The 20211-nt window shown below is 71.5% G+C and carries 13 protein-coding genes; 7 read left to right on the top strand and 6 right to left on the bottom strand.

What is annotated here, in order from left to right; translation table 11 throughout:
• Positions 1–377: 377 nt before the first annotated feature.
• On the bottom strand, positions 378–1481 hold the full coding sequence (locus ACIRA5_RS43695; protein WP_403701177.1) for an LCP family protein: 1104 nt from the start codon (positions 1479–1481) through the stop codon (positions 378–380).
• Between the two features lie 447 nt (positions 1482–1928).
• Between ACIRA5_RS43695 and ACIRA5_RS43690 the strand changes: the two genes are divergently transcribed.
• Genes ACIRA5_RS43690 through ACIRA5_RS43665 form a run of 6 tightly spaced genes read left to right on the top strand, consistent with a single transcriptional unit; the run spans position 1929 to position 12078 of the window.
• Complete coding sequence (locus ACIRA5_RS43690; RefSeq protein ID WP_403701174.1) at positions 1929–3593, top strand: stealth family protein; 1665 nt, start codon at positions 1929–1931, stop codon at positions 3591–3593.
• A gap of 15 nt (positions 3594–3608) precedes the next feature.
• Positions 3609–5222, top strand: coding sequence for a sugar phosphotransferase (locus ACIRA5_RS43685; RefSeq protein ID WP_403701171.1), 1614 nt, complete (start codon positions 3609–3611; stop codon positions 5220–5222).
• On the top strand, positions 5219–6982 hold the full coding sequence (locus tag ACIRA5_RS43680) for a stealth family protein (protein ID WP_403701168.1): 1764 nt from the start codon (positions 5219–5221) through the stop codon (positions 6980–6982). Before ACIRA5_RS43685 ends, ACIRA5_RS43680 begins: the two co-directional genes overlap by 4 nt.
• A complete protein-coding gene (locus ACIRA5_RS43675; protein ID WP_403701165.1) occupies positions 6979–9075 on the top strand; it encodes a glycosyltransferase family 4 protein in 2097 nt (698 codons plus the stop codon). The genes ACIRA5_RS43680 and ACIRA5_RS43675 overlap by 4 nt, the downstream gene beginning before the upstream one ends.
• Positions 9072–11033 (top strand): hypothetical protein, encoded by a 1962-nt coding sequence (locus tag ACIRA5_RS43670; RefSeq protein WP_403701163.1) that lies wholly within the window; start codon positions 9072–9074, stop codon positions 11031–11033. The genes ACIRA5_RS43675 and ACIRA5_RS43670 overlap by 4 nt, the downstream gene beginning before the upstream one ends.
• 28 nt (positions 11034–11061) lie before the next feature.
• Positions 11062–12078: a hypothetical protein gene (locus tag ACIRA5_RS43665; RefSeq protein ID WP_352048057.1), complete on the top strand. Its 1017-nt coding sequence runs from the start codon at positions 11062–11064 to the stop codon at positions 12076–12078.
• A 182-nt stretch (positions 12079–12260) separates the two neighbouring features.
• Here ACIRA5_RS43665 and ACIRA5_RS43660 read toward each other — a convergent pair whose 3' ends face one another.
• From ACIRA5_RS43660 to ACIRA5_RS43640, 5 genes are all read right to left on the bottom strand, one after another.
• Positions 12261–14387, bottom strand: a complete 2127-nt coding sequence (locus ACIRA5_RS43660) for a 3-hydroxyacyl-CoA dehydrogenase NAD-binding domain-containing protein (protein ID WP_403701160.1) — start codon at positions 14385–14387, stop codon at positions 12261–12263.
• Positions 14384–15610 (bottom strand): thiolase family protein, encoded by a 1227-nt coding sequence (locus ACIRA5_RS43655; RefSeq protein ID WP_403701157.1) that lies wholly within the window; start codon positions 15608–15610, stop codon positions 14384–14386. Before ACIRA5_RS43655 ends, ACIRA5_RS43660 begins: the two co-directional genes overlap by 4 nt.
• 255 nt (positions 15611–15865) lie before the next feature.
• A complete protein-coding gene (locus ACIRA5_RS43650; protein ID WP_403701154.1) occupies positions 15866–17143 on the bottom strand; it encodes a ribonuclease D in 1278 nt (425 codons plus the stop codon).
• A 123-nt stretch (positions 17144–17266) separates the two neighbouring features.
• Positions 17267–17929 (bottom strand): response regulator transcription factor, encoded by a 663-nt coding sequence (locus ACIRA5_RS43645; RefSeq protein ID WP_054234007.1) that lies wholly within the window; start codon positions 17927–17929, stop codon positions 17267–17269.
• Positions 17930–18274: 345 nt separating this feature from the next.
• Complete coding sequence (locus ACIRA5_RS43640) at positions 18275–18901, bottom strand: DUF3000 domain-containing protein (protein ID WP_403701274.1); 627 nt, start codon at positions 18899–18901, stop codon at positions 18275–18277.
• Positions 18902–19105: 204 nt separating this feature from the next.
• Between ACIRA5_RS43640 and hemE the strand changes: the two genes are divergently transcribed.
• Entirely contained in the window at positions 19106–20176 is a 1071-nt protein-coding gene (gene hemE / locus ACIRA5_RS43635; protein ID WP_403701151.1) for a uroporphyrinogen decarboxylase, read from the top strand.
• Positions 20177–20211: the final 35 nt, after the last annotated feature.

The following is a 20211-nucleotide window of genomic DNA, read 5'->3' as shown; positions in this document are numbered from 1 at the left end:
CCCGGCGGAGCGTTACCGGCGGGCTGGACCTGGCGGAGCGTTACTGGCGGGCTGGACCTGGCGGAGCGTTACTGGCGGGCTGGACCTGGCGGAGCGTTACTGGCGGGCTGGACCTGGCGGAGCGTTACCGGCGGACCGGACCCGGCGGACCGGACCCGACCGACCGGACCCGACCGACCTCCACCCACGGACCGCCACCGAAGGACCGGCACCCAAGACCTGGACCGGGCGCGCCGCTTCTGCTCCGAGCGGCTCGGTCTGGACGGGTTGCGCAACGCACCGGGCCCCGCGCTGAGTCCGGCGCGTTGCCCAGCTCCTGGCGTTGTCACCGCAGGGCGTCGGGAGGGTCGGCCGGTGCGGGTCCCGCACGCCGTCCGTCAGGACTTGGTGCCGCCTGTCGCGGGTGACTTCTTGGCCGACTCGGGGACGGTCTCGTCCTCGCGCAGGGCCTTCCAGAGTCGGCCGGCCTGTGGCTGCGCGGCCACGACCCGGTTGGGGTCCTGGGTGTCGTACTGGACGGGCAGCATGATCGTTTCCATGCTGTCGGGGTCGATGGCCTTGAGGCTGCCCCCGTACTTGGCGAGCTTGGTGAGGGAGCCCAGGCCGGAGTCGGTGGTCAGCGCCTTGGTGGCGGAGCTGGCGATGTCGTACAGCTTCGTCGGGCTGCCCAGCACGTCCTGGCGCTTGACCTCGGCGAGCACGGCGAGCATGAACTTCTGCTGGAGACCGATGCGGCCGAGGTCGCTGCCGTCGCCGTAGCCGTAACGGGTGCGGACGAGCTTGAGGGAGTCGGTCCCGTCCAGGTGGTGGGTGCCCGCGGTCAGGTCGAGGGCGGTCTTGGAGTCCTTGATCGCCTCGTCGAGCTTGATCGTCACCCCGCCGAGGGCGTCCACGAGGTCCTTGAACCCGGCGAAGTCGATCTCCATGTAGTGGTCCATGCGGATGCCCGAGATCGACTCGACGGTCTTCACCACGCAGGTCGGACCGCCCAGCGAGTAGACGGAGTTGAACATCACGCGCTTCGCCGCGGGCAGTTGTCCGCCGGAGGCGGTGGTGCAGGCGGGGCGGCTGACGAGCGTGTCGCGGGGGATGCTCACCGCGGTCGCGCGCGTGCGCCCCTCGGGTATGTGCACCACCAGCGCGGTGTCGGAGCGCGCGCCGCTCACGTGCCCGGTGTTGAGGGAGGCGTTGGCGCCGGACCGGGAGTCCGAGCCGAGCACCAGCAGGTTCTGGCCACTGGTCGGCACCTTCTCGGGGCGGTCGTCCCCGAGCGCCTTGTCGATGTCGACGTCGGAGAGGTTCGAGTTGAGACTCTCGTACATCCACCAGACCGTTCCGCCCGCCCCGAGCAGGACGACGGCCAGGCCCAGGGCGATCCAGCGCCACACCCGGCGGCGTCGCGGCGGCTTGCCGTCGCGCTTCGACGGCGCGCGCCTGGATCTACGGGGGCCCGACTCCGTCTCCGTCAGGGCGTGCGTCATTCCGCGGTGTCCTCTCGCTGCCGGCTCGGTGCCGAAAATCGAACGGGGGAGGGCACGAGTGGGGGGAGAGGCCGAGCCCGAAGCGGCTCATGTGCCGCGATGTGGCTGAACTATAGACCGACTTTCGAACAAGCTCGGCGGCGGCCGATTCATGAGGGCGTTACCCGAGGTTCACCCCAGGCATGGACAGCCGTGTGTTTTCTGTCATTTGTAATCACTGTTGACAGTTGATGATTCACCTAGTGATGATGTGCCAGACCTGTGAAGGTTAAAACTTTGGTGTGAATGGCACCGTCGCTGTTGACGGTGGGGACGCGGTCGCGGATTCGAGCCGGGGGGCACGAGGGCGGGCGACCGTGAAGGTGCTCGCCGTCGGTTTCCGGCCAGGCGAGGAATGAGGAGGGTGGCTGTGCCGCTGCATGCGTCTGCCCATGAGGGGCAGCGGGTGTGACGACCGTTTCCGACCCCGCCGTCCATCGGGCGGTGGGTGACTCCGGCGGTGCCTCGGGGGCTCGCACCGGTGCCGCCGGGCAGGCCTCCGCCCGGCCGGGGCGCACCGCGCCCGACCCCGAACGGGGCGACGTCTACGTCGAGCCCGGCCTGACCCCGCTCTCCGCCCGCGAGGCGAACCGCAGTGCCCTCACCGCGCTGCTCGCCTCGGCCGGCGTCGGGTACTTCGCGGTGCGCGGCACCTCGGACCACGGCACCGTCGTCGCCGTCGCCGAGGAGGACCGCGAACGGGTGCTCGGTGTGCTGTTCCGGGGCCTGAGCCAGTACCCGGGACACCTGAGCGTCATCGATCCCGACAGACCCCGCCAGGCCGGCCCGGTCTCCTCGCGCGACCCGAAGGCCTGGCGCGAGGTCGCCACCGCGCGCGTCCTCCAGGTCAGCTGGTCGCGCACCGACCCCGGTCGCCATCTGCTGCTCGGCCACGAGTACGGCTGCGCGATCGAGTTCTGGCAGCGTCAAGGCACCCATCTCGTGGCGCCCCGCGCCAACCGCGTCACCTGGGCCGTCGCCGCCGACGGCGTGAACGTCCTGGGCGCCGCCCGGCTGTTCAGCCGGTTCGTGTCGGACTGGACCGAGCGCCACCTCGCGCCCGCGCTCGCCACCCGGCCCGAGTTCCTGGTGAACTGCGCCGACGACATCGCCTTCCCCGTCGACGCCGTCTACACCTGGGTGGACGGCAACGATCCCGCCTGGAAGCAGCGCAAGGCGCAGGCGAAGGGCGAGGTCTACCACGCGGAGTCGGCGAGCGACGCGCGCTTCATCAGCCGCGACGAGCTGCGCTACTCGGTGCGCTCGCTGCACCTGTTCGCGCCCTGGATCCGCAACGTCCACATCGTCACCGACGACCAGGTCCCGGACTGGCTGCGCGAGGACCTGCCGGGTGTGCGCATCGCCACCCATCGCGAGATCTTCCGCAACCCCGCGGACCTGCCGACCTTCAACTCGCACTCGATCGAGAGCCAGCTCCACCACATCGAGGGGCTCGCCGAGCACTTCCTGTACTTCAACGACGACATGTTCATGGGCCGCCCGGTGGCGCCGCAGGCCTTCTTCACCCCGAGCGGCACCGCGCGCTACTTCCCCTCCCGCAACCGCATCCCGCAGGGGCCGGTCGTCGCGACCGACACGCCGGTCGACGCGGCCTGCAAGAACAACCGCGCGCTACTGAAGAAACGTTTCGGCAGGGTGATCACCCAGCCCATGGAACACATCCCGTACGCCCTGCGCCGCAGCGCGATGGAAGAGGCCGAACGGGACTTCCCCGAGGCCTGGGCGCGGACTTCCGCGAGCCGCTTCCGGGCGATGACGGACCTCTCACCGACCTCGTCCTTCGCGCTCTACTACGCGGCGCTCACCGGACGGGGCCAGCCGGGCTCCATGCCCTTCACCTATCTGCAACTGGCCGTGCCCGACCTGGCCGACCGGCTGCAACGACTGCTCGACGGCAGGGACCAGGACGCCTTCTGTCTCAACGACGCCTTCTCCACACCCGAGGACATCGAGGCCCAGCAGGAACTGCTGGACGGATTCCTCAACGCCTACTTCCCCACCCCGAGTCCCCACGAGATCAGCCCGGACCCCGCCGGTCCCCACGAGCGATGAAACGGAGTTCATGACGTGTCCGACCCGACGTCGATGAGCTCCGCGGCCCACGTCTACAAGCGACTCGTCCCCCAGCCACTGCGCTCCGCCGCGGCCGGCACCGTCCCCCTGCGGGTCCGCCGCAAGGTCAAGCGCGGCCTCGCCCGGACCCTCGGCCGCCGCGAGGCACGGCTGCATCGACGCGCCCTGCGCCGTGTGCGCAAGGCGGAGTTCGGGCACTCCGAGCGCCGGATCACCGCCCCCGACGGGCGGGTGGGCCACGTCCACACCGGCCTGACGATCGACCTCGCCCGCCGCCTCGACCACGACCTGGTCACCTTCGCGCTGGACGCCGCCGACATCCCGTGGTTCGCGGTGCCCGCACTCGACGACCGCCGGATCTGCCTGGCCGTGGAACAGCGCGACAAGGGCGCCGTACGCCGTGCCCTGCGCGCGTTGATGGAGGAGCACACCGGATACGTCGTCTCGGTGTCCCCCGCGAAGAGCGACACCGAGACCGTCCCGGCCAGCCATCTGAAGGCCTGGAAGCACTTCGGCAAGGCCAAGGTGATCCGCCTTACCTGGCTGCGCACCGAGCCCACCGAGAACCTGTGGGTCGGTGAGGACCAGGGCATCGAGATCGAGTTCTGGACCGTCAACACCGACCTGCCCCAGGAACGGCTGGCCGGACCGCGCCCCAACCGGGTCCAGCGCACCGTCCCGACCGACGCGCTCGGCATCGAGATCGGACTCGACCGGCTCTCCGGGTACTGCGACATCGACGGCGACATGGACCCGACGATCACGCTCGAGAACTTCGACATCCCCCGGCTGGAAGAGATCACCTTCCCCGTCGACGCGGTCCTCCTGTGGCAGGACCCCACCCCCTGGGCCGAGGAACTGCTGCGCGCCGCACTGCGCTCGCTGCACCAGTACGCGCCCTGGGTCGACGTCGTCCACGTGCTCGCCGAGGCGCCGCTGCCGGGCTGGCTGCGCGCCGACGACCGGCTCGACATCGTCCGTGCGGCGCCGGGCGCCGAACGGGCCCTGCACCAACTGCCCGACCTCGCCGACCACTTCCTGCTGCTGCGCCCGGGCGCCCTGATCGGCCGTCCGGTCCGCCCCTTCGACTACTTCACCCCGCACGGCGCGACCCGCCCCCGGCGCGGCCCCTGGAACGCCGAGGAGTCCTTCGCCCCGTGGACCCGCGCCGCCTACACGGCCACCGGCCGCGTCACCGCGCACGGCTACGCCGCGGGCCCCCAGCCCTACCACCGCGACACCCTCGCCCGGCTCGCGGCGGCCGGCACCACCCCGCCCGAACCCGCCGACGGACAGCGGCTGCCCGCCGTACCCGGCACCCACCCCATGGACGGGCTCGTCCACCACTTCGGGTACGTCGCCGGACTCGCCGACCCCTCCGGCGAGGCGTCCGTGCTGCTGCACGCGGCCCTGCCCGGGATCGAGAACCGTCTGGAGCGACTCCTCGTCCGCCAGGACACCCAGCAGATCCACCTCTTCGGCCTGGGCTCCGAAGAGGCACACCACCGGGGCGGCACCGACGCCGTCCACCACTTCCTCCGCCGCTACTTCCCCGTCGCCTCCGCCTTCGAGCACGGGGAACCCGAAGACCCGGACACGCATTCGTGAGCACTGGCAACCCCGAGGCATCCGCCGCGGTCGGGGTGTACCGCACCCTGGTCCCCACCGGCCTCAGACGCCGGATCGCACGGCGCGTGCCGATGGGGCTGCGCATGGCCCTCAAGCAGCTGCTGCGCCGGCTCCAGTCCGTCACCCTGGGAGCCCGGCTCTTCCGCGGCCTGCGGGCCCGCCGCCGCTGGCCGCGGCTGTTCGGCGAGGGCGAGCGGCTCGCGGTGCTCCCCGGCCGGGGAGCCCAGATCGCCCTCGTACGCCCCACGGTGTCGCCGCTCGGACTGCGCGAGGCCAACCTCGAACTGGTGGCGACCCTGCTGGAGGAGGCGGGCGTCGACTACTTCGCGATCCGCGGCAACTCCGACTTCCGCTCCAGCCTGGCCGTCGCCGAGGCCGACCGCGACCGGGTCCGTAGAGCCCTGGACCGCTCCGCGCGCACCGGACCCGTCTACGTGAGCGCCTGCCACGGCGACAAGGCGACGGGCCGTACCGCGCTGTGCGGCTCCCGGCGCGGCCGGCACGTCACCCACGCCTCGCGGGTGCTGCGCGTCGGCATGGTGTGGAGCGACCCGAAGGGCTCCCTCGTCCTCGGCCTGGCGTACGGCTGCGACATCGAGTTCTGGCAGCCGAGCGAAGGGCGTCTGGTGGCCCCCCGCCCCAACCGGGTCACCGAGGACGTCGCCCCCGACGAGCCCCGGGTCACCATCCCGGTCAGCCGGCTCACGGGCTTCGCCGCCCTGCACACCCGCCGCACCCGCTCGGTGCGCACCATCCGGCCGTGCGCCGACGCGCTCCCCGAGGACGTGCGCTTCCCGATCGACGTCGTCTACACCTGGGTGGACGGCAACGACCCCGCCTGGCAGCAGCGGCGCGCCGCGTTCGGACACGGCGGCTATCACACCGAGTCCGCGAACGCGGCCCGCTACATCAGCCGCGACGAACTGCGCTACTCACTGCGCGCGCTGGAGCAGAACGCCCCCTGGGTCCGCCATGTCTACGTGGTGACGGACCGTCAGCGCCCGGCCTGGCTCAACGACCGCCACCCGCGCGTCACCGTCGTCGACCACTCCGAGATCTTCGACGACCCCAGCGCGCTGCCCACCTTCAACTCGCACGCCATCGAGAGCCGGCTGCACCACATCAAGGGCCTGTCCGAGCACTTCCTCTACTTCAACGACGACATGTTCCTGGGCTGCCCCGTCACCCCCCAGGACTTCTTCCTCTCCAACGGCATGACCCGTACGTTCTTCTCGCCGTCCCAGGTGCCGCGCTGGGACCTCACCCAGGGCGACCGTCCCGTCGACGCCGCGGGCAAGAACAACCGGCGCCTCATCCTGGACAACTTCGGCTCGGCCATCGTCCAGAAGCTGCGGCACGCGCCCTACGCCCTGCGGCGCAGCGTCCTTCAGGAGATCGAGCGCGACTTCGCCGACGCCCACCGGCAGACCTCGCTCAGCCGCTTCCGCAGCGCCACCGACATCTCCATCCCGTCCTCGCTCTACCACTACTACGCCTATTTCACCGGCCGGGCGGTGCCCTCGACCATCGGCTTCGCCTACCTCGACCTGGCGAAACCCGAGATCCAGCGGCGCCTGGGCATCCTGCTGGCCCGCCGCGACCGGCAGGCGTTCTGCATCAACGACACCCTCTCCGACGGCCAGGACACCGAACGCCAGACGGCCATGCTCAGACGATTCCTCGACGCGTACTACCCCGTGCCCAGCCCCTTCGAGCGGAAGGAACCCGAGATCCGGTGAAGATCTCCTTCCTCATCAACAACATCTACGGCATCGGGGGCACCAACCGCACGGTCATCAACCTCGCCGAGGCGCTCGCCGTCCGCCACGACGTGGAGATCGTCTCCGTCTTCCGGCGCGCGACCGCCACCAAGTTCGAGATCTCGCCGCGGATCACCGTGCGCGCCCTCGTCGACCTGCGACCCGGCTCCGCCGACCGCGGCGCCGCCGGCAGCGACGAACCGAGCGAAGTGGTCCCGCGCCAGGAGGAGTTCTCCGCGCAGTACAGCAGGTTCACCGACCAGCGCATCATCCGCGACCTGCAGAAGACGGACGCCGACGTCGTCGTCGGCACCCGCCCCAGCCTCAACCTCTTCGTCGCGGCCCACACCCGCGACGGCGCGCTGCGCGTCGCCCAGGAACACATGACCCACCTGGCCATCCCGCCCGCCGTACGCGCGGAGATGGCCCGCGTCTACCCGCGCCTGGACGCCGTCACCACCGTCACTGAGGCGGACGCCCGGTCGTTCCTGGAGAACACCCCCATCCCCGGCATCCCCGTGGTGGGCATCCCCAACAGCGTCCCCCAGCCCGCCGTACCGCCCTCCGACTGCGCGCACAAGGTCGTCGTCAGCGCCGGCCGCATGCACCACATCAAGCGCTACGACCTCCTCATCCGCGCCTTCGGCATGCTCGCCGAGGAGTTCCCCGACTGGCAGCTGCGCATCTACGGCGACGGCGGTGAGGCGGGCACACTGCGCACCCTGGTACGGGAACTGGGCCTCGCCGGCCGTGCCCTGCTGATGGGCGGCTTCTCACCGATCGAGTCCGAGTGGGCCAAGGGGTCGATCGCGGCGGTCACCTCCAGCGCCGAATCCTTCGGCATGACCCTCGTCGAGGCCATGCGCTGCGGCCTGCCCGTCGTCTCCACCGACTGCCCGGTGGGCCCCCGGGAGATCCTCCGCGACGGCGAGGACGGCTTCCTCGTCCCGAACGGCGACACGGAGGCGATCGCCCAGGGCCTGCGCCGCCTCATGGCCGACGAGGTACTCCGCCGCGACATGGGCGCCGCCGCACTGCGCAACGCCGCCCGCTACGACCCCGCCGCCGTCGCCGCCCGCTACGTCGACCTCTTCGAGGACGCCGCCCGCCGCCGCGCCGCCGCCGTCCGCGGCTACCGCGCACCGGAGGGCCCCAAGGAGGCCGCCACCGCCCAGGTCACCGTGCCCCCGGTCTCCCTCGGCGCGGCCACCGTGGACGTCACCGCGGACGACGCGGGCTGGCTGCGGTTCGCCGCCGACGGCCCCGGCGAGGGGCGGCAGCGCTGGCAGTTCGTGCTGCGCCACAAACCCTCCGACGACGACCGCCGCCCCGACCTGCCGCTGCGCACCGTCCGCAGAACACTCGACAACGGCGGCACCCGCTACACGGCCGCCCTCACCCCGTCCGCCCTCGACGAACTCGGCGACGGACGCTGGCAGGTGACCATGCGCAGCCCGAAGTCGCCCGTCGTGCACATGAAGGCGGGCCTGCGCGACACCCGGGCGCTCATCGACGCCCGCGCCCGCCTCATGGCCCGCCCGCCGACCCGCTCCGTCGGCTGGAACCTCCCCTACGCCCAACCCAACGGCCGGCTGATGCTGCGCACCGTGCTGCGCGAGGAACACGCCGAGTGCACCTCGGTCGAGGTGACCGACACCGGCATCACCCTGGCGGGCGTCCTGTGCGGCGAGCGCCGGGTCGAGCCGGGCGCCCTCTTCGTCGTCAGCCGGCGGGGCCGGTACGCGAGGAACCTCACCGTTCCCGTCGAGAACCTGGGCCGCCAGGGGTTCCGCGCCGAGGTCCCCCTCCGCCGGATCGTGGACCTGCGCCTCGCGCGCTGGGAGGACTGGGACTGGTGGCTCCAGCCGCACCCCGCCGACCGCCGCAAGGTCCGCGTCTGCCACCTCCTCGAGGACTTCCCCGACGTCAAGGGCGCCTACGCCTATCCGTCCGTCCCGCTCGTCGGCGACGAGCCCTCCCCGTACGCCGTCGCCCACCCGGCACGCCCGGTGTGGGTACGGCCCTACTGCTCCGCCTCCGGAGCCATGGCCATGAATGTGGTGGACCGATGAACCCGACGACTCGCTCCCTCCTGCACGTCGTCGCCCACCAGGACGACGACCTGTACTTCATGAACCCCGACCTCGTCAGATCCCTCCAGGACGGCGACCTCGTCACCACCGTCGTCCTCACCGCCGGCGAGGGCGACGGGATCAACGCCGACACCAACGACCCCGAACACGCCGCACTGCCACCGGACTTCACCGCCTACAGCACCGAGCGCGGCTGCGGACTGCGCTCCGCGTACGCCCGGATGGCGACCGGCGACCGCGACAGCCGCTGGCACCGCGAACCCGTGGACCTCGTCCCCGGGTTCGCCGCCGAGCGGTTCACGCTCGTCGACCGGGACGGCGTGTGCCTGTACTTCCTCCAGCTCCACCAGGGTGCGCCCACCGACCGCGGCCGCACCCGGATCCACGAGCTGTGGGAGGGCGCCCTGCGCACCCAGGCCACGTTGCCGGTGCGCGGTTGCACGGTCGGCGAGGTGCAGCACGTCACCCGGGAACAGGTCGTCGGCGCGCTGACCGCACTGCTGGCCCACGTCCGCCCCACCGTCGTACGGACCATGGACCCCGACCCCGAACACGACGGCGGCAAGGAGGAGTACGTCTGCTCCGACCACGTCGACCACACCGCCACCGCGCACTTCGCGCTCGCCGCCCTCACCCGGCACCGCGAGGCGGGCCACACCCCGGTCGTCGAGCACTACCGCGCCTACGCCAACCGCTTCTGGGGCTACAACCTCGACTCGGCGGCGGTCTCGGAGAAGGCCGAGTACCTCGCCACCTACGCGGGCCTCGACGCCCCGCAGGCCTGCCCGCACGGCACCTGCGAGCGGTGCGGCGACCGGCAGCTGGGGCCGAACCCCTTCCGCAGCACGCACATGCGCAGCGCCGCCTACCGCTACTCGCCCACGACCGACTGGCTGCGCCTGGGTCCCGACGGCCGGCTGAACGCCTTCGGGGTGCTCGCCGGACGGCTCGCCTTCTGGACGGAGACCGCCCCCGCGAGCGGCGAGTGGAAGGGCCCCTTCGTCCTCGGCGAGGGCTGGCTCGCCCCCACCCTCGCCGTCACCGGAGTACCCGGCGGCCCCGCCGAACTCGTCGGCCTGCGCCGCCAGTCGGTGGTCGGCAGCGGGGTCACCGTCGATGTCGTCCACACCGTGCAGGATCCCGACGGCAACGGCATCAGCGGCTGGCGGACCCTGGAGAACCCGGACTGGTCCCACGGCGACGGCCGCCGTCAGCGCGAGGTGGGCGTGCCGTCGGCCGCCGTCGACGGCATGGGCCGACTCCACGTGTTCGTGCGCGACTTCGCCCAGGGCATCAGCCTGCGACGCCGCGACACCACGGGCGCCTGGGCCCCCTGGGAGAACCTCGGCGGCTCCTTCGTCCAGGACGCGGGCACGGCCCTGACCACCGAGAACGGCACGGTGGAGCTGTACGTCCCCGGCAAGAACACCGTATGGCGCTGGTACCAGCCCGAATCCGGCGGCCCCTTCACCCTCGACGACACCCTCAAGACCGGCCGCCCCGCGACCGGTGGCGTCACCGCCGTCGACTCGGGCGCGGGCCGCACCTGCCTGTACTACCGGGAGGCCGGCACCCAGCAGGTCATGGCCTATCGCCGGCACCCCGACGGCCGCTGGCCCGGATCCGGCGCCGGGCTGGGCGGCCACGGAGGTACGGGCGCCGTGGCCGCGCTGTGGGCACCCGAACGCGGTGCCCGGGAGGCGTACCTGGCCCACCGGGGCAGCCGTGGCCGCCCCGTCGTGTCGCTGCCCGACCGTGACAAGGACATCTCCGGCACCCACTGGCGGGAGTCCGGCGACATGTTCACCCACGCCCCCGCGCTGGCACGGGACGCCGCGGGCGCCGTCGTCCTGGCGGTCATCGGCACCGACGGGCGCCTGCACGTCCGCCGCCAGCTGTCACCGGCCGCGGGCAGCCCCCTGGGCCCCTGGCGATGACGCGAGGGCCCCGGATTAAAGTGAACCGGTGAACGGCGAATGGCTCAGACGCGGTCGCGACGGCAGGCTCAGTGTGTACCTGCTGTCGGGCACCGCCGTCCACTGCCGGGCGGAGCGCGGCCCCGGCGGCCCCTGGGACCCACCGCGCACCATCGGCGGCGAGCAGCGCCTGCACCCCGTCCTCGCCGTCGGCCAGGGCGCCGACGGCTACGCCCATCTCGTCTCCTGGCGCCCCACCGTGCCCGGCGAGTCCGGGCTCGTGCACACCACGCACTACCGGCCGCGGCTCGCCGCGCTCGACTGGCACTCGATCGGGCACCCCAACAAGACGGGTGACCGCACCGGTACGCCGGCCGTCGCGGTCGACGCGCAGGGGCGTGCTCACGTCTTCGTGCGCAACAAGGGCGGCGGGGTCAGCATGGTCGCCCAGAAGGAGAAGGGCGGCTGGGATCCGTGGCGCGACCTCAAGGGCAGTGACGTACGGGAGGATCTGGCGGCCGTGACGGGGGAGTCAGGGCTCGTCGAGCTGTACGCGGTCGTGGCGGACGGGATCGCCCACTGGCGCCAGGAGGAGCCGGGCAAGCAGCCGGTGCTCCAGGAGTCCCTGGAGACGCCGGTACGTCCGGGCACCCTCCGGGCCCTCGCCACCTCCCCCTCCTCCACCACCCTCTTCTTCACCGACGAGGCGGGTGACGTGTGCGCGTGGCGCCCGGGCACCAAGCCGGTCGCCGTGCTCGCGTCGGCCGGTCCCGGCCCCGTCTCGGCGATCCGCTGTGAACTCGACGGCTACGACTGCACGTTGCTCGCGCAGCGGTCGGCGAGCGGTCGCATCGTCTTTGCCGCGTATCCCACCGAGCAGGAGGCGGCGGGGGCGTGGTGGACCGAGTCGGGTCCTGGGCTTCCCGTCGGGGCCGAGGTGTCTCTTGCCGAGGACGAGGACGGGCGTGTGGTGGCGGCGACCCTGGCCCCGGGCAGCGAGGAACTCCTCCTCACCCGACGCAAGGACGAACCGGGCCTGGCACTGCAGGCCTGGCACCCGGTGTAACAGAAACCCGGGGTGTGCTCTTCGACTGCGGGCGGGCGAGGGCCGGTCGCGCGGTTCCCCGCGCCCCTCAAGGGCGCCGGCGTGCATCTTTCAGCCCGTCCGGCGTCTGAGGACGAGGGAAACGACGGGTGCCCTGTATGCCACGTTGGCATACAGGGCACCCGGCGGACACAGTGGAGCGCTTACGCGGGGACGGAAGCCACCCCGGCCTCCAGGAACCGCTTGCCGGTCACTCGCTCGGAGACGCCCTCACGGTCCAGGTAGGGAGTGATCCCGCCCAGGTGGAAGGGCCAGCCGGCACCGGTGATCAGGCAGAGGTCGATGTCCTGGGCCTCGGCGACGACACCCTCGTCGAGCATCAGACCGATCTCCTGGGCGACCGCGTCCAGGACACGGGCACGCACCTGCTCCTCCGTGAGGACCACGTCGCCCTGCTTCAGGAGCGCCGCGACCTCGGGGTCCAGCTCCGGCTTCCCGGAGTCGTACACGTAGAAGCCGCGCTTGCCCGCCTTGACGACGGCCGCGAGGTTCGGGGAGACCGTGAAGCGGTCGGGGAAGGCCCGGTTGAGGGTCTCCGAGACGTGCAGACCGATCGCGGGGCCGACCAGTTCGAGCAGGACCAGCGGAGACATCGGCAGACCCAGCGGCTCCACCGCCTTCTCCGCGACCTCGACCGGCGTGCCCTCGTCGATGACGTTCTGGATCTCGCCCATGAAGCGGGTGAGGATGCGGTTGACGACGAACGCCGGGGCGTCCTTCACCAGCACCGCGGTCTTCTTCAGCTTCTTGGCGACGGCGAACGCCGTGGCCAGCGAGGCGTCGTCCGTCTGCTCGCCGCGCACGATCTCGAGGAGCGGCAGGATCGCGACCGGGTTGAAGAAGTGGAAGCCCACGACCCGCTCGGGGTTCTTCAGCTTCGACGCCATCTCCGTCACCGAGAGGGAGGAGGTGTTGGTGGCGAGGATCGCGTGCGCCGGGGCGACCGCCTCGACCTCCGCGAACACCTGCTGCTTGACGCCGATCTCCTCGAAGACGGCCTCGATGATGAAGTCGGCGTCGGAGAAGCCCTCGGCCTTGTCCAGGACACCGGTCACCAGCGCCTTGAGGCGGTTGGCCTTGTCCTGGTTGACGCGGGACTTCGCCAGCAGCTTGTCGATCTCGGCGTGGACGTAGCCCACACCCTTGTCGACCCGCTCCTGGTCGATGTCCGTGAGGACGACGGGTACTTCGAGGCGGCGCAGGAAGAGCAGCGCGAGCTGCGAGGCCATCAGGCCCGCGCCCACGACACCCACCTTGGTGACCGGACGGGCCAGGTTCTTGTCCGGCGCGCCCGCGGGGCGCTTGCCGCGCTTCTGGACCAGGTTGAAGGCGTAGATGCCGGAACGCAGTTCGCCGCCCATGATCAGGTCGGCGAGGGCGATGTCCTCGGCGTCGTAGCCCTTCTGCAGGTCGCCGTCCTTGGCCGCCGCGATGATGTCGAGGGCGCGGTACGCGGCCGGAGCCGCCCCGTGCACCTTGCCGTCGGCGATGAACCGGCCCTTGGCGACGGCCTGGTCCCAGGCCTCGCCGCGGTCGATCTCGGGACGCTCGACCGCGATGTCGCCCTTGAGGACGGACGCGGTCCAGATCAGCGACTGCTCCAGGAAGTCGGCGCCTTCGAAGAGGGCGTCGGCGATGCCGAGGTCGAAGACCTGCTTGCCCTTGAGCTGCTTGTTCTGGTTGAGCGAGTTCTCGATGATGACCGAGACGGCCTTGTCGGCGCCGATCAGGTTCGGGAGCAGCGTGCAGCCGCCCCAGCCCGGGACCAGACCGAGGAAGACCTCGGGGAGGGAGAAGGCCGCGATGGCCTTCGACACCGTGCGGTACTGGCAGTGCAGACCGACCTCGACACCGCCGCCCATCGCAGCGCCGTTGTAGTACGCGAAGGTCGGGACCGCGATGCCGGCGAGGCGCTTGAAGACCTCGTGGCCGCCCTTGCCGATGGCGAGCGCGTCGTCGTGCTTCTTGAGGAGCTCGACGCCCTTCAGGTCCGCGCCGACCGCGAAGATGAACGGCTTGCCGGTGACGCCGACACCGACGATCTCGCCGGCCGCCGCCTCCGCCTCCACCTGGTCGATGGCGGTGTTGAGGTTCGCCAGCGACGCCGGGCCGAAGGTGGTCGGCTTGGTGTGGTCGAAGCCGTTGTCAAGGGTGATGAGCGCGAAGCGCCCGGCACCGGACGGCAGGTCGAGGTGGCGTACGTGCGCGGACGTCACGACCTCGTCGGGGAACAGCTCGGCCGCACCCTTCAGGAGTTCAGCGGTGCTCACTTGTTGCCTCCGGCGTCCTTGTGGTGCGGGTTCTCCCAGATCACCGTGGCGCCCATGCCGAAGCCGACGCACATGGTGGTGAGGCCGTAACGGACCTCCGGCTGCTCCTCGAACTGGCGGGCCAGCTGCGTCATCAGACGTACGCCGGAGGAGGCGAGCGGGTGGCCGTAGGCGATGGCGCCGCCGTACTGGTTGACGCGCGCGTCGTCATCGGCGATGCCGTAGTGCTCCAGGAAGGCGAGCACCTGGACGGCGAAGGCCTCGTTGATCTCGAAGAGGTTGATGTCCTCGATGGACAGGCCCGCCTTGGCGAGGGCCTTCTCCGTGGCCGGGATCGGGCCGTAGCCCATGACCTCCGGCTCGACGCCCGCGAAGGCGTACGAGACGAGCCGCATCTTCACCGGCAGGTTGTGCTCGCGGGCGAAGTCCTCGCTCGCGATGATCGAGGCGGTGGCGCCGTCGTTCAGACCGGCCGCGTTGCCGGCGGTGACCCGGCCGTGCACGCGGAACGGCGTCTTGAGCCCGGCCAGGTTCTCCAGCGTGGTGCCCGGACGCATCGGCTCGTCGGCGGTGACCAGGCCCCAGCCGGTCTCACCGACCTCCGCGTTGGTGTTGCGCACCGAGATCGGCACCAGGTCCTGCTGGATCTTGCCGTTGGCGTACGCCTTGGCGGCCTTCTCCTGCGAGCGCACGGCGTACTCGTCGGCGCGCTGCTTGGTGATCGTGGGGTAGCGGTCGTGCAGGTTCTCGGCGGTCATGCCCATGAACAGGGCGGACTCGTCGACCAGCTTCTCGCTGACGAACCGCGGGTTCGGGTCCACGCCCTCGCCCATCGGGTGGCGGCCCATGTGCTCGACACCACCGGCGATGACGGCGTCGTACGCACCGAAGGCGATGGAGCCCGCGGTGGTGGTGACGGCGGTCAGCGCGCCCGCGCACATGCGGTCGATGGAGTAGCCGGGAACCGACTGCGGCAGCCCGGCGAGGATGCCCGCGGTCCGCCCCAGGGTCAGACCCTGGTCACCGATCTGCGTGGTCGCGGCGATGGCGACCTCGTCGATCTTCTTCGGGTCGAGGCCCGGGTTGCGGCGCAGCAGCTCCCGGATGGCCTTCACGACGAGGTCGTCGGCGCGGGTCTCGTGGTAGATGCCCTTCGGGCCCGCCTTGCCGAACGGGGTGCGGACGCCGTCGACGAAGACGACGTCCCTGACGGTACGAGGCACGATGGCTCTCCTCCAGATGCGGGATGGCACTGCTGCGCGTCGCACGCGACTGAGCGCGCGCTCACCCCGTCATGCTACTTGCGAGTAACCACCCTGCCCAGTCCCGACGACGGGAGCGGCGAACGTCACATCCGCCGATCGTCTCCGCTCGGGCACGGACATCGTCTCGATCTCCGTCCCGTTGCTCTGTACGCCATCCGGGGATCTTGGCGTGATCTCGCCGTCGCTCTTCGCTCCAAGGCCCCCTTGAGGCGACTACGAACCCTTAACGGCCAGCGCAGCCACCAGTACCGGTGTGACCAACTCCACCTGCCACGCCCGAGCCCCGTACCCGGCGAGCGCGGCCGAAACCGACTCGGCGTCGGCGCCGGCCGGCGGCTCCCAGCACACCCGCCGCACCGTGTCCGGAGTGATCAGGTTCTCCTGCGGCATGTTGAGCTGTTCGGCCAGCGCCGACACGGCGGCCCGCGCCGCGGAGAGCCGGGCGGCGGCGGCCGGGTCCTTGTCGGCCCAGGCACGCGGCGGCGGCGGCCCGGTGACGGGCTGCCCCGGCTGCGGCAGCTCGGCGTCCGGCACTGCCTTCGCGCGGTCCACGGCGGCCTGCCACTGCTCCAGCTGGCGCCGCCCCATCCGGTGCCCGAACCCGTTCAGCGCGGCAAGCGCGTGCACATTGGCCGGAAGGGAGAGCGCGGCCTCCACGATGGCCCCGTCCCCCAGCACCTTGCCCGGCGAGATGTCCCGGCGCTGGGCGATCCGGTCCCGGGCCTCCCACAGCTCCTGCACGACCGCCATCTGCCGACGGCGGCGCACCTTGTGCATCCCGGATGTCCGGCGCCAGGGGTCCTTGCGCGGCGGCGCGGGCTCGGCCTGCGCGATCGCGTCGAACTCCTGTCGGGCCCAGTCCAGCTTGCCCTGCCGGTCGAGCTCCTTCTCCAGGGCGTCGCGCAGATCGACGAGCAGTTCCACGTCGAGCGCGGCGTAGCGCAGCCACGGCTCCGGGAGCGGGCGCGTGGACCAGTCGACCGCGGAGTGCCCCTTCTCCAGTACGAAGCCGAGCACGCTCTCGACCATCGCGCCCAGGCCCACTCGGGGGAACCCGGCCAGGCGTCCGGCCAGCTCGGTGTCGAAGAGCCGTGTCGGCACCATGCCTATCTCCCGCAGACACGGCAGGTCCTGGGTGGCGGCGTGCAGCACCCATTCGACGCCGGAGATGGCCTCACCGAGTCCGGAGAGGTCGGGACAGGCGACGGGGTCGATCAGCGCGGAGCCGGCGCCCTCGCGGCGCAGCTGCACCAGATAGGCGCGCTGGCCGTATCGGTACCCGGACGCGCGTTCGGCGTCCACGGCCACGGGGCCGGAGCCGGCGGCGAAGGCGGCGATCACCTCGGCGAGCGCGGTCTCGTCGGCGACGACGGGCGGAATGCCCTCTCGGGGCTCAAGCAAAGGGATCGGCGCCGATTCGACGTCGTCCGGAGGGCCGCCTCCGGTGGTTCGCAGTGAGCTGTCTTCTGCGGTCTCTTGGGCGTCGGTCACCTGTCAAGAGTATCTGTGTATGGACCACGCCCGCCGACGGAACGTTCCGTCGACGGGCGCAGGAGGGTCGTAAACCAGTCAGGTCGGTGAGCGTTCCGGTCCGGTGGGGGGTGTGCCCCCGTTTCAGTGGATGATCCCCGTCCGCAGGGCGACCGCCACCATCCCGGCGCGGTCGCCCGTGCCGAGCTTGCGGGCGATGCGGGCGAGGTGGCTCTTGACGGTCAGCGCGGACAGGCCCATGGAGACGCCGATGGCCTTGTTCGACTGGCCCTCGGCGACGAGCCGGAGCACCTCGACCTCTCGGCCGGAGAGCTCGCGGTAGCCGCCCGGGTGGCTCGGGGCACCCGGGGGGCGGCGGTGCATACGGGCGGCGGCCGAGCCGATCGGCGCGACACCGGGTCGGGTGGGGAGCCCGACGTTCGTACGGGTGCCGGTGACGACATAGCCCTTGACGCCGCCCGCGAGGGCGTTGCGCACGGCACCGATGTCGTCGGCGGCGGAGAGGGCGAGGCCGTTGGGCCAGCCCGCGGCTCGGGTCTCGGACAGCAGGGTGAGCCCGCTGCCGTCGGGCAGGTGGACGTCGGCGACACAGATGTCGCGCGGGTTGCCGATTCGGGGACGGGCCTCCGCGACGGACGACGCCTCGATGACGTCGCGCACTCCGAGCGCCCAGAGGTGGCGGGTGACGGTGGAGCGGACCCGTGGGTCGGCCACGACCACCATGGCGGTCGGCTTGTTCGGGCGGTAGGCGACCAGGCTTGCGGGCTGCTCGAGGAGAACGGACACCAGGCCTCCTGGGGGTGCGGGACGGGGACCGGCTGTGGGGATGGAGCCGGGGCGAACCGTGCTTTCAAGGTCACAGACGTCTTCGGCACCAAACCCGTCCGCCTTTAGAGAATGATCACGATTTAGTGAGTAACAATCCGTGCAATTCGGACACGCGATCGATCATCCGAAGATCGAACCGAGTCGTTCCGTGTCGCGACACGGCTGAAAGTGGCCGTATCGACAAAACCTCGGCAAGGAACTCGGCAAAGGGCGCGGCGTTCCGCGAGGTCGAAAAGGGCGCCCGTTCGATGTGACACGGGCGCCCCGGAAGACGGAGGAGCGGAAAAACGGAAGAAGGTGCGTTCAGCGGGACTGCGGACCCCGGCGCTGCGGGAGGGTCACCACCGAGCCGTCGCCCGGCCCCGCCGGGGGCAGGCCCGCGATCTGGCAGAGCAGATCGCACCAGGCGGCGAGGTGCGCGGCCGTGTCCGGTACCCCGCCCAGGCCCTCGCGGGGCGTCCAGGAGGCCCGGATCTCGATCTGGGACGCGGCGGGGCGCTCGGCCAGCCCCCCGAAGTAGTGCGAGCTCGCCCGGGTGACGGTGCCGCTCGGTTCGCCGTACGACAGGCCGCGGGCCTGCAACGCGCCGGTCAGCCACGACCAGGAGACGTCGGGGAGCAGCGGGTCGGCCGCCATCTCCGGCTCCAGCTCCGCGCGGACCAGCGTCACCAGCCGGAAGGAGCCCTGCCAGGCGTCGTGCCCCGCCGGGTCGTGCAACAGGATGAGCCGGCCGTCCGCCAGGTCCTCGTCGTCGGCGACGACCGCGGCCTCCAGCGCGTACGCGTAGGGGGCCAGGCGCTGTGGTGGGCGCGTCGGGTCGATCTCGATCTCGGGCCGCAGCCGCGCGCCCCTCAGTGCGTCGACGGCAGCCCGGAAGGGTGGCGGATCCGTCTCCCTCGCATCCCGATCCCCCTCCTTGGCATCGTCCATTTCGCCAGCGCCGTCCGACAGTCGTCCCTGAGCCGCAGCCATGCGGGGAAGATTAAGGGGAACGGAGCCCGCGCGCAGGGAGAGACACCCGTGCGCAGGACCACTGTCCGGATCGTGCCGCGCGAAAGCGCAGGCGGGAGCGCCCCGCTCTCAGCGCCGGAGCCCGGCACGTGAGGGTCCGCGGGGCGTGCGAGACTTTCCGTCGTGAGTGCCAATGACCGCCCCGCCACGGGCCAGCCGCCGACAGCCACGTACGAGTCCGCCTTCCTGAAGGCTTGCAGGCGTGAACCCGTGCCCCACACCCCGGTGTGGTTCATGCGGCAGGCCGGTCGCTCGCTGCCCGAGTACCTCAAGGTGCGCGAGGGCATCGCGATGCTGGACTCCTGCATGCGGCCCGAGCTGGTCACCGAGATCACCCTCCAGCCCGTGCGCCGGCACCACGTGGACGCGGCGGTCTACTTCAGCGACATCGTCGTCCCGCTGAAGGCCATCGGCATCGACCTCGACATCAAGCCGGGCGTCGGCCCGGTCGTCGCGAACCCGATCCGCACCCGCGCCGACCTGGCCCAGCTGCGCGATCTGACCCCCGAGGACGTCTGGTACGTCACCGAGGCGATCAAGCTCCTGACGGCCGAGCTCGGCGAGACCCCGCTCATCGGTTTCGCGGGCGCGCCTTTCACCCTCGCGAGTTACCTCGTGGAGGGCGGTCCGTCCAAGAACCACGAGCACACCAAGGCGCTCATGTACGGCGACCCGCAGCTGTGGGCCGACCTGCTCGACCGTCTCGCCGAGATCACCTCCGCCTTCCTGAAGGTGCAGATCGAGGCGGGCGCGAGCGCCATCCAGCTCTTCGACTCCTGGGTCGGCGCCCTGGCACCCGCCGACTACCGGCGCTCGGTGATGCCCGCGTCCGCCAAGGTCTTCGAGTCCGTGGCCGGGTACGGCGTGCCGCGCATCCACTTCGGTGTCGGCACCGGCGAGCTGCTCGGCCTCATGGGCGAGGCCGGCGCGGACGTCGTCGGCGTCGACTGGCGCGTCCCGCTCGACGAGGCCGCGCGCCGCGTCGGCCCCGGCAAGGCGCTCCAGGGCAACCTCGACCCCGCTGTCCTCTTCTCCACCACCGAGGCCGTCGAGACCAAGACCCGCGAGGTGCTGGACGCCGCCGCCGGTCTCGAGGGCCATGTCTTCAACCTCGGCCACGGCGTCCCGCCGAACACCGACCCGGACGCGCTGACCCGCCTCGTGGAGTACGTCCACCAGCAGACCGCGCGCTGACCTCCTACGGGGGACGACCCACGGGGGACGCCGCC

Source organism: Streptomyces sp. NPDC096311, from assembly GCF_044763085.1.
In the GTDB taxonomy this organism is placed as follows: Bacteria; Actinomycetota; Actinomycetes; order Streptomycetales; family Streptomycetaceae; genus Streptomyces.
This window is presented reverse-complemented; position numbering and strand designations above follow the sequence as displayed.